Raw genomic sequence first — 14179 nt, forward strand, 5'->3', positions numbered from 1 at the left:
TACCGACCGTCAGCGTATCGCCGGGCGCGGGGCGCGCGGGGCGGGCGCATGACTGAGGAACTGCGCGGGCGGGCGGCCGCGGCGGTCCGCGCGGCCGGGCGGCTGTTGGCGGGCGAGGGCTGGAAGGACGGGACGCGACTGGAATCCGCGATCGAGGAACTCCTGTCCCCCGAAAGGGAGTTGCTCCGGCACGGGGTGGAACACCCCGATGTCTGCGTGCACGCGGCCCTCCTGATCGGCACGCGCTGCCACCTGCGGCGCGACGGGACGGCGTGCGACCCCGACGAGCGGGCGGAGGCGCTGCGGCGCCTGCGCCGGGTGGACCGCGAGGGACCCCTCGACGCCCCGCTCGTGGTGCTGTCCCGGATGCTGCTGCTCTTCCTGCTCACGCCCTGGGTCCTGCCCCGGGCCGACGGAAGCCGTACCGCGCTCCGGAACGCACTGCTCGACGCGGCCGACGGGCGGGTCCTCACGGACGCCCTTTGCCGTGACCTCGTCGAGGCCCGGGAGGTGGTCGACCGGATCGCCGGGGCGCCGGGCGACGAGGAGTTCCACAGGCGGAACGAGAACAACCGGGACGTCATCGAGCGGATGCTCGCGGCCGGGCGCGCCCCGTCCGCGTCCGCCGGTTCCGCGGACCGGGCGGACCACGTCGCGGCGGCCCGTGAGGACGTCTCCTCGGCACAGGGCCGACTCCTGGACGCGGTACGGGGCATGGTGGACCTCGCCCGCTCGTGCAGCACGGCGCGGTTCACCCGCGTACTCGTCCGTCTGGTCGTCGGGTTCACCGCGGGACCGGACAGCGACTCCGCGTCCGGCGACCCGGTCCTCGACCCGGAGACCGCGCTGCTGGTGCGCCGGTTCGCCGCCGGTCGCACGGCCGGTGCCGATGGACTGCGCCGGGCCGCCGACCTCGCGTCGAGGAGCATGCGCGCCTGGCCGCCGGACACCCCGCGGCGGGCCCGGGTGGCCAGGCTCCACGCCTACCTGCTGCTCGCGCGGGAGGACCTGACCGGCGAGCCGGCTGACTTCTCCGGGACGGAACGGCCCACGCCCGAGCCGGACGGCGACGGCGCGGACCGCCTGGCCGACTGGCCGATCGGCACGGCGGTGGATCCCGGCGTCCTCCCGTATCTCGACCACCACGTAAGGGACTTCGTCGCGCACACCGGCATCCGCGAACGGCAGGTGGCGGCGCGGTGGGACCGGCTCCTCGCCCACCGCACCGGTGACCCCGGCTATCTGGACGACGCCGCCGCACTGCTCAGGGAGGCGATCGGGGCGAGCCCCGACGGCTCCTGGTGGGGTGTGGTCCTCCAGGCGGAGCTGGCCGGGGTCCTGGAGCAGTCCGCCGTGCACGGAGGCAGCTTCCACGACGCCGATGCCGCCCTGGCCTCCCTGCGCGAACTGCGCGCCGCCCTGGAGCGCGACGGCTCGGTGCCGCCCGACGCGCCGTTCGTCCTCGACCTCGCGCTCTCCGCCGCCGATGCCGAGCTGAGCCACGCCCGGCGTACCGGGAACCACGGGGAACTGCCCCGTCTGGGCGAGGAGTTGCGCGCCCGGTACGCGGCCCTGCCGCCGGACGCCGACCGGCGCGGGGCGCTGGAGGAACGGATCGCCGATCTGGACGCCCTGCTGCGCCCCACCGAGGAACCCGGGTCGACCGAGGGGGACGAACCGGAGGTCCTGTCCCGTGCGATCTCCGAGTTCCGCGGCGCCCTGGCCGGCCCACAGCTCTACCACGACCAGGAGTACGACCGACGGAGCGCTCTCGGACTGCGGATGCTGTTCGACGTGGTGCGCGGCGAGGGGCCGGGGGAACTGCTGGACGAAGCCATCACCGAGCTGACCCGCGTCCGCGCGCTGATCGCCGAGGGGCGCGGCCGGGCGCACCGTGTGGACGTCCTGACGAAGCTGGCCGAGGCCCACCTCATGCGCGCCGCGCGCGGCGGCCCGCACCGCGCCGCCGACCAGCGGGCCTGCGTCGACGTCTTCCGCGAGGCACTGGGCGAACTGGCCGCCGACGTCCTGCTCCAGTCGGGCGCCGACCACGGCCTGACGGCGGCGCTCGACGGAGCCGCCCTGTCGTGGCGCCTCGCCTTCATCGCCTTCCGCACCGCCCGGCCGGCGGACGCCGCGGCCGACCTGGAGCGGGGCCGCGCCCTGGTGCTCCAGGCGGCCGCCGCCACCCGGGACATCCCGGCACTGCTCGACGCCGCGGGCCACCCCGGACTCGCCCGGCGGTGGCGGGCCCAGGTGCCCCTGAGCCCGGTCCGGCCCGGCCCGGGGACGGCCTCCGACGACGCCCCGCCGATCCCCAGCGGTCTGCGGCGCATGGTGCTCAAGGCTCTCGGAGCGGGCCGGGGAGCCGCACACGGGCCCGGCCCCCGGCCGCTCCTCGGCGCCACCGGCCCGGCCGACGTGTCCGCCGGGCTCGCCGCCACGGACACCGACGCACTGGTGTACCTGGTGGCCGGAGCAGCTACGGCCGACGGCGGGTTCCCCGGCCGTGCGCTGATCCTGCGCCCCGGCACGGCCCCGGCCACCGTCGCGCTTCCGGGACTGCTCCGGTCGGGCAGCCCGCCGCTGGACCGCTATCTGGAGGCGGCGGCGGAACGCTCCCGGGGGCTCGCCGCCCCGGAGTGGGGACCGGCGGCGCTCGCCGCCTGCGAAGAGCGCTGGCAGAAGGCGCTGGACGCGCTGTGCGACTGGGCCTGGCGGGCCGTGATGGGACCGGTGCTCGGCGCCGTGCGGCCGACGCTCGCGGCCCAGTGGCCCCTGGCCCGCCCGCCGCGCATCGTCCTCGTCCCGTGCGGGCCGCTCGGCGTCGTCCCGTGGCACGCCGCGCGCATTCGGGGCCCGGGCGAGCACGGCCACCGGTACGCCTGTCAGGAGGCGGTCCTCAGCTACGCCCCCTCCGGTGCCCAGTTCCTGGCGGCGGCCGCCCGGCGGCGGATGACCCCCGCCACCGGACCGCAGGTGCTCGTCGCCGACCCGGAACTCACCCTGCCGTGGGCCGAGCTGGAGACGGCCGCACTGCGCTCGGCCTGCTACGCCGGAGCGCTGCGCTACGGCGAGTTCTTCGGCGCGGACGGGGAACGGGATGCCGCCGGTACACCACAGGACCTGCTCGCCGTGCTGCCCGGAGGTCCGGCCCCGGCCGCGCTGATCCATCTGTCCTGTCATGCCGTCGCCGCGCCCCGGCCCACCGCGTCGGAGCTGCGGCTCGCCGTCCCGTCCGGCGCCGGGGCCGACGCGGGCAGGCTCACCGTCGCGGACATCCTCGACGCCTCCGCCGACCGGGGGCCCGGCGCGGCGGGTCCCCTGGTCGTCCTCAGCGCCTGCGAGACCGACCTGAGCGCGGGCCACCACGACGAGGCGCTGACCCTCGCCACCGCACTGGTCACGGGCGGGGCCGCCGACGTGGTGGGGTCGCGCTGGGCGGTGCGCGACGGACCGACCTCGGTGATGATGGCGGTCTTCCACCACCACCTCACCGCCCGGGGCCTGGCGCCGCCCGACGCCCTGCGCGCCGCCCAGCTCTGGATGCTCGACCCGCGCCGCGTACCCCCGCCCGCCCTCGACGGCCCCCTCCGCGCCGAGGCCGCCCGGCCCGATCTGCACCGGTTGCACCACTGGGCGGCCTTCACCCATCAGGGCAATCCCACGGCGAGCGGCGGGTAGCGCGGCGCGCACACGGCGCCGGGGCGCCGCACCCGCGTCCGGGGCCGGGACGTACGATCGCCGGGCGAGCGGGTCTGGGAGGGCACAGTGGGACATTTCGAGGGCTTCGACCAGGCCGGGTTCTGGGACGACTCGGCGTACGCGCTGAGCGAGTACGTGGAGGAGGGCCCGCCCGCCCCCGGGCTGATCGCGTCGCTGGAGGAGGAGCTCGGCGGATACCGGCTCCCCGCCTCGTACCTCGCGCTGATGGCCGCGCACAACGGCGGCATCCCCGGGCGGGACCACTTCCCCCTGGCCGGACCGTCCTCCCGGGCCGACGACCATGTCGTGATCACCGGCATCAGGGGCGTGGGACGGACCCGGCCGCAGTCGCTCGGCGGCGAGTTCGGCAGCCGGTTCTGGATCGACATGTGGGAGTACCCCGACATCGGGGTCTACTTCGCCGACACCCCCTCCGCCGGACACGACATGCTCGCCCTCGACTACCGCGCCTGCGGCAGGCGGGGCGAACCGGCCGTGGTCCATGTCGACCAGGAGGGCGACTTCGCGATCACTCCGGTCGCGGAGGACTTCGAGGCCTTCGTCATGGGTCTGGTCGACGAGTCCGCCGTCCACGGCACCCCGGAGCAGGACCTCGATGACGCCCCGGGCGCCGTGGCCGACGGCCGGTAGCCGAGGGCGCCGGGCGGCGACGCGCCCCGGTCAGCCGCCCGTGAGGACGGACCGGGTGGTGGTGACGACGGCGCACTTTCCGGCCGCCCAGCGCAGCGCCATCGCGTGGTCCTCGGCGGAGAAGTCGGCCACCGCGTCGGCCACCACGAACGCCTGGATGTCCTGCATCCAGGCGTCGCAGGCGGTCATCAGGACGCCGATGTGGGCGTAGACGCCGGTGACGACGATCTGGTCGCGGCCCTGCTCGCGCATCCGTTCCAGGAGATCGGTGCGGACGAAGCCGCTGTACTTCCACTTGGTGAGCACCGTGTCGCCCTCCTCGGGTGCGACGGCCTCCGCGATGGCGGCCGCCTCCGGATCGGCCGGCAGGCCCGGACCCCAGAAGTCCTGCTGGAGCCCGCGCTCGACCGCGCTCTGGCCGCCGGGCTGCGCGGTGTAGAGCACCGGAATGCCCAGGCGCCGCGCCTCCTTCGTCAACTCGGCCACATGGGACAGGAGTTCCGGAACCGGCGAGGTGCCGCGGTCGTAGGCCGAGAGGAAGTAGTTCTGCAGATCGTGGACGAGGAGCACCGCGCGCGCGGGGTCGACGGTCCACTCGACCCGGTTGGCGGGCAGTTCGTCGGCGGTCGGCATGGGGTACGGGGCGATGGCGGGCAGGGCCATGGTGCTGGGAATCCGTTCGGAGTGGGAAAAGGGCCGGAGTGGGAAAAGGGGGAGGGGCCGGGCGGGCCGGTCCGGTTCAGGCGTTGGGCGGGACGTCCGCGCGGCGGGCCGCGGCGGTCCGCAGCTCCTTCTTGGAGATCTTCCCGACACCGGTCTGCGGGAACACGTCCACGAACTCCACCCGGTCCGGCACCTTGTACGCCGCCAGGCCCCGTTCGCGTACGAACCGTTTGATGGCGGCCGGCTTCAGCGGATCCGTGCCGGGCCGCCGGATCACGTAAGCGCAGACGCGTTCGCCCAGGTACGGGTCGGGCTCGGCCACCACATTGGCGTCGTGCACGGACGGGTGGGCGAGGATGTGGTTCTCCACCTCCTCCGCGGCGACCTTCTCGCCGCCCCGGTTGATCTGGTCCTTGGCACGCCCCTCGACGACGATGTGCCCGCTCGGGGTGAGCCGGACGACATCGCCCGTGCGGTAGAAGCCGTCCTCGGTGAAGGAGCGGGCGTTGTGTTCCGGCGCCCGCCAGTAGCCGCGGATCGTGTACGGCCCGCGGGTCAGCAGGTGGCCCGTTTCGCCCGGTGCGACCTCGCGGCCGTGGTCGTCGACGACCAGGATCTCGTCGTCCGGGGAGATGGGCCGCCCCTGGGTGGTGACGATCACCTCGTCCGGGTCGTCCAGCCGGGTGTAGTTGACCAGTCCCTCGGCCATGCCGAAGACCTGTTGCAGGGTGCAGCCGAAGGCCGGTCCGACCCGCCGCGCGGCCTCCTCGCTGAACTTGGCGCCCCCCACCAGCAGGACGTCCAGGCTGCCGAGGTCGTACGCGGTGGTGGCCGCCGCCTCGGTCCACAGCAGGGCCAGCGGCGGCACCAGCCCGGTGAGGGTGACCCCCTCCCGCTCGATCAGCGGGAAGGCCACCTCGGGCGAGGGCCGCGGGCACAGCACCACGCGTCCGCCGGCGTGGAGCGTGCCGAGCGAGCCGGGGGAGGAGAGCGGGAAGTTGTGGGCCGCGGGCAGCACACAGAGGTACACGCTGTTCTCGTCGACCCCGCAGATGTCGTTCGATCCGCGCAGCGAGTAGAGGTAGTCGTCGTGGGTGCGCGGAATGAGTTTCGGGACGCCGGTGCTCCCGCCGGACAGCTGGAGGAAGGCCAGGTCGTCCGGGCGGGGAGGGGGACAGCTCACCGGAGCCCGCGCCACGTCGGACAGCGCCTCGAACGGGCCCGGGTCCCCGGCGGCGACGAACACGTGCCGCAGGGTGTCGGCCCCGGCGCGGGCCTTCGCCGCCAGCTCGCGGTAGTCGTAGCCGTCGTGTTCCGCCGCGATGACGTAGGCGACCGCCTCGGTGAACGAGCAGAAGTACGAGATCTCCGTCTCGCGGTGGGCCGGCAGCGCGAAGACGGGCAGCGCGCCGATCCGGAACAGTGCGAAGACGACCTCGAAGAACTCCGCGATGTTGGGCAGTTGCACCACCACGCGGTCGCCCTTGGTGATGTTCCGGGCGAGGAACCCCGCGGCCAGGCGGTCGGCGCGCCGGTCCAGCTCCGCGTAGCTCCACCGGATGTCCGCGACGGGGTCGACCACCGCGATCCGGTCCGGGTGCGCCTCGGCGCGCTCCCGGAGCATGGAGCCGAAGGTCTCCCCGCGCCACCAGCCCGCGGCCCGGTACCGCTCGGCGAAGACGGGCGGCCAGGTGGGGGCGTCGTCCCGGCTCACGTCCCGGCTCACGTTTCGGCTCACAGTTCGGCTCCCAGGGCGCTGAGGAACGTACGGAATTTGGCCGCGGTCTCGGCGGTCTCCGCCTCGGGCTCGGAGGCGGCCACGACGCCCGCTCCCGCGTAGAGGCGCAGGGTGCGCTGCTCGGCCTCGGCGCAGCGAATCGTGACGACCCACTCGCCGTCGCCGCGGGCGTCGCCCCAGCCCACCATCCCGGTGAAGAACCCGCGGTCGAACGGCTCGGTCTCGGCGATGACCTGACGGGCCGTCGAGGTCGGCGTGCCGCACACGGCGGGTGTCGGGTGCAGGGCGCAGGCGAGCGCCAGGGCCGAGGTGTCGAGGGAGGCGAGCGTGCCGGTCACGGTGGTGGACAGGTGCCACATGGTGGCGGTGCGGATCAGGGTCGGCCGGGCGGGGACGGTGAGTTCCGTGCAGTGCGGGGCCAGGGCCTGGTGGACGGCGTCCACGACGACGGCGTGCTCGTGGAGGTCCTTCGCGGACTCCAGGAGCGCGGCGGCGCGGCGCACGTCCTCGGCGAGGTCGGTGCTGCGCGGGGTGGACCCGGCGAGCGGATTGGCGACGACCTGCCGCCCCTGCCGGGAGACCAGCAGTTCCGGGCTGGCGCCGATGAGGGTGCGGCCGGGCCCGGTCGGCAGCGCGAAGGTGTGGCCGAGGGGGTCGCGGCGGGCCAGGCGCTGGAGCATCGTGGGCAGGTCGAGCGGGCCGGGGGAGGTGAGTTCGAGGGTGCGGGCGAGCACCACCTTGCTGAACTCGCCGCGCCACATGCGCTCCACGGCCGAGGCCACGCCCGCCCCGTAGACCTCGGGTCCGGGCACCGGGCGTATCGCCCAGCCGGCCGGGCCGGAGACTGCGACGGGCAGGGCGATCAGCGGGTCCGAGGCGAGCGGCGGCGCGACGCGCAGTGCCGTCGGTACGTCCAGGGCGGCCGGGGCCTCGTGGTCGAAGGGGATGGCGCCGATGACCACGGGTTCCGGCTGTCCGGCCGCGCCCGCCTCGGCGAGGGCGGCCCGCACCCGGTCGTCCAGGGGCCTCTCGTCGTGCGGCACGGGGCGGACCGCGCCGTGTGCCAGCAGGGTGCGTCCCGGGGTGGCGAGGAAGCGGTCACCCGGTGCGTAGGCGTCCAGCAGTGAGGTGGCGGCGCCTACGGCCGGGTGGGCCGGATCGGCCGCGGGTACGTGTGTGGCGACCTGGGATGCCGTCGACACGGGGGCTCCATTCTCGGTGGTTCGGTCAGCGAGTGCGGTGGATGGGGGGGTACGGACGGGTCGAGGGCCGCTCAGCGCAGGGTGGCGCCGCCGTCGACATACAGTTCCTGGAGGGTGATGTGGCGGGCGCGGTCCGAGGCGAGGAACGCGCAGGCCTCGGCGATGTCCTCGGGGGCGGCGATGCGGCCCAGCGGGATGCCGGTGCGGTAGGTCGCCGGGTCCCCGTCGATGACGCGTTGCTCGGCGCCGGGGCCGGTCCACAGGGCGCGTTGCATCGCCGTGTCGGTGGATCCGGGGGCGACCACGTTGCAGCGCACGTTGCTGCGGGCGAGTTCGAGGCCCAGGCATTTGGTGAACATGGTGGCCGCCGCCTTCGACGCGGCGTAGGCGGCCATCCCCGTGCGGGGAATTCCGGCGGCGTTGGAACCGACGGTGATGACACAGCCGTTGCCCCGTCCGGCCATCAGGGGCGCGAGGGTCTGCGAGACGTGGAAGACGCCGCTGGTGTTGACCGCGAAGGTGTCCGACCAGTCCTGGGCGGAGAGTTCGGCGGCGGGACCGGTGCGCAGGATGCCCGCGACGTTCACGAGCACGTCTACGGGGCCGAGTTCGTGCTCGACGCGGGCCACGGTGCGCTCCACCGAGGGCCGGTCGGTGACGTCCATGACGTACGGCTCCAGACGGCCCGCCGCGTTTGCGGCGCCCGGGGCCTCCCGCTGCCGGCGGATCCACCTCGCGGCCAGGGCGTCGATGCCGTCGGGCGAGCGGTCGGTGGCGGCCACCTGGGCGCCGAGTCCGGCGAACAACTCGGCGACGGCCGCCCCGATGCCTTGTGCGGCACCGGTGACCAGGACAGTGCGGCCGTCGAACTCGCCGCTTCTGTCCGGTATGTGCTCAGGCATGAGCAACCTCCTGTGGGGAAAGTTAGGTAAGGGTAACCTAACTCTTGACCGTCGACGGAGGTACCGGTGGGGCGATGTGGTGGTGTGACCCGCTTTGGTGCGGGCGGAGTTGGCACGAGGGGGTCGGTTCGTGCGGGGGTACGGGCAGGTGTCCGGCATCGATCGGTTAGGTTAGCCTTACCTGGGTTTGAAGTGGGGGTGCCGGTGTTCCGGCTGACCACCGCTTTCTCCCGTTCTTCCCGCACGCCATGACCGGGCGCACGCCCCGCGCCATGGCGTCGTGACCACCACCGCCGACGCGTCGACCGCGCTGTCGGCGCTCGTCCCCGCAGGAGCCCCGATGCAGCAGACCTTGTCGCCCGAACGCGTCCGAGCGGACGTCGCGGAACTGCTCGACTGCGACCCCGCCGAGATCGCGCCCGAGGAGAACCTGGTCGACCTGGGCCTGGACTCGGTGCGGATCATGACCCTGGTCGGGCGCTGGCGCGCCGCCGGAGCGGCCGCACTGGAATTCCCCGACCTGGCCGAACAGCCCGAACTCGGGCACTGGATCACCCTTCTGACGGGCGATGCCGCATGAGCCGCGTCGACCACCGCCACCGGCACCTGGAGCGGATCGCCGAGGTCCGGGCGGGCCGCCACGCCGAGAAGGTGGGCTACCCGATCGGCATCCGGGCGACCGAGGTCGTCCGCGTGACCACCGTCGGCGCCGGTCTGCTGCGGGTGACGCTGGGCGGGCCCGGCGCCGAGGGGTTCGAGGCCCACGCGCCGGACGAACACGTGAAACTGATCTTCCCGGACCCGGACGGCACGCTGCGGCTGCCCGAACCGAACGGGGCCATGCTCAGCTGGCCCCGGCCCGCGCTCGTCTCGCGGGAGTACACCGTGCGCCGCTACGACCCGGTCGTGGGCGAGATCGACATCGACGTCGCCGCGCACGACGGCGGCCTCGCGTCGGACTGGGCACGCGCGGCCCGGCCCGGCGACCCCATGCACGTCGCCGGGCCGCCCGGCGGGCTGATCGTCCCGCACGCCTACGACCGGTACCTGCTCGCGGGAGACATCACCGCCCTGCCCGCGATCGCCCGTTGGCTGGAGGAACTCCCCGGCGACGCGAAGGGCTGGGCATTCGTCGAAGTCGTCGACGCCGCACAGGAGATCGAGCTGTCCGCGCCCGAGGGCGTCGAGGTGCGCTGGCTGCACCGCGGCGACCTGCCCCCGGGCACCGGCGACGCGCTGGAGCGGGCCGTGACCTCCGTGACCGTGCCCGAGGGGGAGCGGGTGTACGTGTGGGTCGCGGGCGAGGCGGGGCAGATCAAACCGCTGCGCCGCTGGGTCCGCGACGTGCTGCGGCTGGACAGGGCCGATCACGACATCACCGGCTACTGGAAGCGCGGCGTCGCCGACTTCGACGAGGACGACCACTGACCCGCGGACCCGAAGGGAGCCGGCCTCACGCCGCCTCCCCGCACTTCCGTCACCGGGCCGTCGATCCGGACGGCCCTCACGCAATCAGCAAGGAGCACCACATGTCCATACGCAGAACCTTCGGTCTGGTCGGCGCCGTGTCGCTGGCCCTCGTCCTGACCGGGTGCGGGTCGTCGGACGACGGGCCGGACGCCTCGGGCAAGTCGAAGACCCGGGTGTTCGCCGCGGACAACGGCAAGATCACCATCCCCGCCGATCCGAAGCGCGTGGTGGCCACCGGCTACGCCGTGCCCGTCATGATCGAGGCCGACGCACCACTGGTCGGGATCTCGTCGTGGAAGCGCGGCGAGCCGATGATGACCAAGGAGGACCTGGCCACCTACAAGAAGCTTCCCAAGGTCGCGGGGGAGCAGGCCGCCGAGACCAACTACGAGGCGGTCGCCGAGGCCGACCCCGACCTGATCGTCATCGGCGTACCCGCCCCGGTCCTCGGCGACATCGACATCAAGCGGCTGGAGTCCATCGCCCCGGTCGTGGCGATCGGCCCGACCGTGCCCTCCGCGTGGCGCGAGCTCTCCCACAAGCAGGCCGACGCCGCGGGCGCACTCGGACAGTTCGACGTCGCCAAGAAGACGTACGAGACCAAGGCCGCGGAGCTCGCCAAGAAGTACAAGGACGTGCTGCCGCAGCTCAAGATGGGCCACGTCGGCGCGTACGGGGACGCCGCCAAGGGCACCTTCCAGCGCGAGTTCAACGGCTCGTGGGGCACCAACATCGCCGAGGACCTCGGCGCGACGTACTACGGCAAGGTCAAGAAGGCGGGCCCCGGTTCGCAGTCGGTCAGCGAGTACCCCTCCATCGAGGAACTCCCCGCCGCCTTCCGCGAGGCCGACGTCTTGACGTACTCGGTCAACGCCGACGGCAGCGTCCCCAAGTCCGTCCAGTACGTCCTGGACTCGAAGCTCTGGAAGAACCTGCCCGCCGTCAAGGCCGGCAAGGTCTTCCCGTTCCGCTACACCGAGGCCGCGACCTACGGCGAGGCCCTCAAGACCCTGGACGCGATCGACACGTCGCTCGCTCCGCTGCTGAACCGGTGACCGTCGCGGGCCGCGCGCCCCGGACGGCGAGGACCGGACGGGCCGGGCCACAGATCGGCCTGCTCGTCGGCGGACTGCTGCTGCTGGCAGCGATCGCCGTGCTCAGCATGGGCGTCGGGGCCCGCCACGTTCCGCCCGCCGAGGTCGTGCGGGCACTCTTCGACCACCGGGGCACCGACGACCAGGTGATCGTGCGCGACATCCGGGCCCCGCGCGCCCTGCTCGCCATCGCGGTGGGCGCGGCGCTCGCGGTGGCCGGCGCGCTGATCCAGACGCTGGCCCGCAACCCGCTGGCCGAGCCCGGCATCCTCGGGGTCACCGCGGGCGCCGGGTTCGCCGTCACCGTCGGATCGGCGCTCGGCCTGGCCGCCGGACAGGCGGGCGAACTGGGCTTCGCGATCGCCGGATCCGTACTCGCGGCCCTGCTGGTCGCCGCCGTCGGACGGCGCTCACCGCTGCGCCTGGTCCTCACCGGCGTCGCCCTCACCGCGGTGCTCGGCGGGGTCGCCATGGGGCTGCGGCTGATGCTCCCGGACGTCTTCGACTCCTACCGGTTCTGGTCGGTGGGGTCGCTGGCGGGCCGCGAACAGGCCCCGCTGGCCCTGCCGTTGACCGCCATCGGCGCCTCCCTGCTCGGCGCGCTGCTGCTCAGCCGGGCCCTCAACGCCCTGACACTGGGCGAGACCGTGGCCCAGACGCTGGGCGCCGGGGTGGGCCGGGTACGGGGCGCCGCCCTGGTGCTGATCACCGTGCTCAGCGGGGCGGCGACGGCGGTGGCCGGACCGATCCTGTTCGTCGGGCTGATCGTGCCGCACCTGGTCCGCAGGCCCGCCGCGGGCTCGGTCCCGTGGCTGATCCTCTACACGATGGTGCTGGGACCGATCCTGCTGCTGGCCGCCGACATCGGCTCGCGCGTGCTGCTGCCCACCGGCGAGGTGCCGGTGGCCATCGTGACCGCGTTCCTCGGGGGCCCCATGCTGATCTGGGCCGTGCGCCGGTACGGGGCGGGATCGCTGTGACCGTACGCGTACCCGCCGTCGGACGCCGCACGCTGCTGCTCGTCGTCGTGATGGTCGTCCTGATGCTAGGTCTGGGACTCCTCGGGCTCTGCTACGGCGCCTCCTGGTCCTCCCCGGGCCGGGTGTTCGCCGTGCTGACCGGGGCCGAGCACTCCGTGGTGATCGAGGACTGGCGGCTGCCGCGGGTCCTGGCCGGACTCGTCTTCGGCGCCGCGCTCGGCGTGGCCGGGGCGATCTTCCAGAACCTCACCCGCAACCCGATGGGCAGCCCGGACGTCATCGGCCTCGACGCCGGCGCCTACACGGGCGCCCTGGTCGCCCTCACCGTGCTCTCGGGCACCTCCGCGCAACTGGCCCTCGGCTCGGTGCTCGGCGGGCTCGTCGTCGCGGCGACGATCTACCTGCTCTCCGTCGAACGGGGCTTCTCCGGGATGCGGCTGGTGGTCATCGGCATCGCCGTCAACGCGATGGTGACCGCGATCAACTCGTGGATCGTGCTGCGCGCCGAACTGGACGTGGCGATCGCCGCCGTCGGCTGGAGCGCGGGCTCGCTCAACGGAGTGGGCTGGGCCGACCTCGGCATCCCGTTCTCGGTGATCGCCGTACTGCTGGTCCTCATGGCCACGCGGGCGCACGCCATGCACCAGGCCTCGCTCGGCGACGCGATCGCGGTGACCACCGGGGTCGGACTCGACCGGCTGAGGCTGCTGATGGTGCTGGTCGGCGTCGGCTGCACGGCCACCGTGACCGCGGTGGCGGGCCCGATCGCGTTCATCGCCCTGGCCGCCCCGCAGATCGGCCGCAGGCTCGCCGGCGCGGCCGGCGTACCCCTGCTCCCGGCCGCGCTGAGCGGAGCCGTGCTGCTCCTGGGCGCCGACCTGATCGCCCAGATGCTGCTGGCGCCCGTCGCGCTGCCCGTCGGCGTGGTGAGCACCGCGATCGGCGGCTGCTATCTGATCTGGCTGCTGACGAAGGAGGTGAGGCGCGCGTGACCGCACGCCTGACGGCGCGGGAGATCACCCTGCGCTACGGAGACCGGACCGTGGCCACACGGCTGAGCCTCGACATTCCCGACGGCGCGTTCACCGCCGTCGTGGGCCCCAACGGCTGTGGCAAGTCCACCCTGCTGAGCGCGCTGGTCCGGCTGCTGCGCCCGGACTCCGGGCGGGTGGAGCTCGACGGCCGCGAGGTCGGCGACTACCCGACCAGGGCCCTGGCCAAGAAGCTCGGCTTCCTGCCGCAGGACCCGCTGGCACCGGACGACATCAAGGTCCGGCAACTGGTGGGCCGGGGGCGGTTCCCGCACCAGTCGCTGCTGGCCCTGTGGTCGCGGGAGGACGAGAGCGCCGTGGACGAGGCGCTGGCCGCCGCCGGAGTCCGGGACCTCGCCGACAGACCCGTGCAGGAACTGTCCGGCGGACAGCGGCAGCGGGTCTGGATGGCCATGGTGCTCGCCCAGCAGACGCCCTATCTGCTGCTCGACGAACCGACGTCGTTCCTCGACATCACCCATCAGTACCAACTGCTCGGCCTGCTGGTCAGGCTGCGCAACGAGGGCCGCACCGTCGTCGCGGTCCTGCACGACATCAACCAGGCATGCCGGTTCGCCGACCACCTGGTCGCCATGAAGGACGGCCGGGTGGTCGCCGAGGGCGACCCCGGGGACATCGTGGACGCCGCGCTGATCAAGGACGTGTTCGACCTGCCGAGCGTCATCGTCCCCGACCCGGTGACCGGCACACCGATGGTCGTTCCCACACTTCTAGGAGAGTAA

General features: G+C 73.7%; 12 protein-coding genes. 8 read left to right on the forward strand and 4 right to left on the reverse strand.

The genetic code is table 11. The annotated features are described in order from the left end of the window. Window positions 1-48: 48 nt before the first annotated feature. Complete coding sequence (locus ACFVFH_RS31495; protein WP_383774989.1) at window positions 49-3684, forward strand: CHAT domain-containing protein; 3636 nt, start codon at window positions 49-51, stop codon at window positions 3682-3684. A gap of 87 nt (window positions 3685-3771) precedes the next feature. After that, entirely contained in the window at window positions 3772-4356 is a 585-nt protein-coding gene (locus ACFVFH_RS31500; protein WP_383774991.1) for an SMI1/KNR4 family protein, read from the forward strand. 30 nt (window positions 4357-4386) lie between these two features. Here ACFVFH_RS31500 and ACFVFH_RS31505 read toward each other — a convergent pair whose 3' ends face one another. From ACFVFH_RS31505 to dhbA, 4 genes are all read right to left on the reverse strand, one after another. Continuing rightward, the gene (locus ACFVFH_RS31505) at window positions 4387-5019 is read right to left on the reverse strand and encodes an isochorismatase family protein (RefSeq protein ID WP_383774994.1); all 633 of its coding nucleotides are present in this window, start codon (window positions 5017-5019) and stop codon (window positions 4387-4389) included. A gap of 76 nt (window positions 5020-5095) precedes the next feature. Next, window positions 5096-6733 carry a (2,3-dihydroxybenzoyl)adenylate synthase gene (locus ACFVFH_RS31510; protein ID WP_383775200.1) on the reverse strand — a complete coding sequence of 546 codons (1638 nt, stop codon included), beginning with the start codon at window positions 6731-6733 and terminating at the stop codon, window positions 5096-5098. A gap of 20 nt (window positions 6734-6753) precedes the next feature. After that, on the reverse strand, window positions 6754-7959 hold the full coding sequence (dhbC, locus tag ACFVFH_RS31515; protein ID WP_383774997.1) for an isochorismate synthase DhbC: 1206 nt from the start codon (window positions 7957-7959) through the stop codon (window positions 6754-6756). A 71-nt stretch (window positions 7960-8030) separates the two neighbouring features. Beyond that, a complete protein-coding gene (gene dhbA / locus ACFVFH_RS31520) occupies window positions 8031-8861 on the reverse strand; it encodes a 2,3-dihydro-2,3-dihydroxybenzoate dehydrogenase (RefSeq protein ID WP_383775000.1) in 831 nt (276 codons plus the stop codon). 340 nt (window positions 8862-9201) lie between these two features. On the opposite strand from dhbA, the gene ACFVFH_RS31525 reads away from it, so the two are divergent. The 6 genes from ACFVFH_RS31525 to ACFVFH_RS31550 all read left to right on the forward strand — a co-directional run bounded on the left by ACFVFH_RS31525 (window position 9202) and on the right by ACFVFH_RS31550 (window position 14179). After that, window positions 9202-9441, forward strand: coding sequence for a phosphopantetheine-binding protein (locus tag ACFVFH_RS31525; RefSeq protein ID WP_383775204.1), 240 nt, complete (start codon window positions 9202-9204; stop codon window positions 9439-9441). Further along, window positions 9438-10289: a siderophore-interacting protein gene (locus ACFVFH_RS31530; protein ID WP_383775003.1), complete on the forward strand. Its 852-nt coding sequence runs from the start codon at window positions 9438-9440 to the stop codon at window positions 10287-10289. Before ACFVFH_RS31525 ends, ACFVFH_RS31530 begins: the two co-directional genes overlap by 4 nt. A 101-nt stretch (window positions 10290-10390) precedes the next feature. Beyond that, entirely contained in the window at window positions 10391-11386 is a 996-nt protein-coding gene (locus ACFVFH_RS31535) for an ABC transporter substrate-binding protein (protein WP_383775006.1), read from the forward strand. Next, window positions 11383-12405 carry a FecCD family ABC transporter permease gene (locus tag ACFVFH_RS31540; RefSeq protein ID WP_383775008.1) on the forward strand — a complete coding sequence of 341 codons (1023 nt, stop codon included), beginning with the start codon at window positions 11383-11385 and terminating at the stop codon, window positions 12403-12405. The genes ACFVFH_RS31535 and ACFVFH_RS31540 overlap by 4 nt, the downstream gene beginning before the upstream one ends. Before the next feature lie 50 nt (window positions 12406-12455). Further along, window positions 12456-13397, forward strand: coding sequence for a FecCD family ABC transporter permease (locus tag ACFVFH_RS31545; protein WP_383775206.1), 942 nt, complete (start codon window positions 12456-12458; stop codon window positions 13395-13397). Further along, the gene (locus tag ACFVFH_RS31550) at window positions 13394-14179 is read left to right on the forward strand and encodes an ABC transporter ATP-binding protein (protein ID WP_383775010.1); all 786 of its coding nucleotides are present in this window, start codon (window positions 13394-13396) and stop codon (window positions 14177-14179) included. Before ACFVFH_RS31545 ends, ACFVFH_RS31550 begins: the two co-directional genes overlap by 4 nt.

Source organism: Streptomyces sp. NPDC057697, from assembly GCF_042799335.1.
Lineage (GTDB): Bacteria > Actinomycetota > Actinomycetes > Streptomycetales > Streptomycetaceae > Streptomyces.